Annotated in this window: 1 protein-coding gene; it reads left to right on the top strand. The window is 37.1% G+C overall.

The window, feature by feature from the left end:
* Positions 1-136: 136 nt before the first annotated feature.
* Complete coding sequence (locus FC093_RS23610) at positions 137-745, top strand: hypothetical protein (RefSeq protein ID WP_137264288.1); 609 nt, start codon at positions 137-139, stop codon at positions 743-745.
* Positions 746-1,051: the final 306 nt, after the last annotated feature.

Below are 1,051 nucleotides of genomic sequence, written 5' to 3'. Positions count from 1 at the left end.
AACAAGTGCATTGCCAAAAGTGGGGCGGATGAACAAAACTCATCATCAGTTTTTCAATCCGGCTTTTGTACTATATTTATGCTGATGAATAAAATTGCCCCACCATCGGCAATGCGCGAACGTTAGCGGCTATATAATGCGACCACTCTACATTTTCATAGTAACATTAATCATTGGTTTTTCATCAAATGCACAAACCAATTCTTCTGACGACTTAGAACCGTATGACTATGACACGACACTAATTGGCGGCTATAAAATTTCATTTCAAGCGGACGACAGTTTACAATACTTATATCTTAAAAAAGGCAACAAAATAATTACTGAGTTAGCATCAACATCAAGAGGGATGCTTTATAAGAATTTAGGTTATGTCGGAGCAGACTTTAATGGCTACTTTGTTTTAGTTCACTCATTTGGCTCAGGAAATCCACATTATATTGAGCTAATTCAAAAAAAGACCGGAGACAATCTATTAAAAGACGGTGTTGCGTGGATTGGTGTAGACACAATAAAGCAGATATTATTATTCTCAAAAAATGACGTTCCAAACGAAACAGATAAGATGACTTTGTTCGATATAAGAACAATGAAGCAGAAGGATTATCCTTTTCCGAAAGAAATATTTGACGAACCAGAAAAACTCAATAGAATAGAGTTGATAAATGTTACTGATAAAACTTTTACGATAAAATACACGTACAAAGATTGGACAATTACCAAGAAGAAAACGTACAGCCGCTAACATCGCATTGGCAATAGCTGGGCGTGACGTGCATTTCATCAACTTTTTGTTCGCTATTGGGCAGTAGTTCCGCTGAAAATTCTCTATTGAGCAACAGAAGAAAAACCTCAGCTTTTTGTTCGTTTACTGGGCAGACGTTCCGGCGGAAAGTTATAAATTGCCCACCCATCGCCAATGCGTGGGCGTTGTGCGTCATTTTAGAGAGACCCTACATTTCAAATCTTAATGCTTAGCGAGAAAGACTTTTTTTGGAAAAACTTTAGGCTTGGAACTGAATTACAGAATTCCGGAACATTTATTTATAAC

The organism is Ilyomonas limi, from assembly GCF_005233845.1.
Classification (GTDB): domain Bacteria; phylum Bacteroidota; class Bacteroidia; order Chitinophagales; family Chitinophagaceae; genus Ilyomonas; species Ilyomonas limi.
This window is presented reverse-complemented; position numbering and strand designations above follow the sequence as displayed.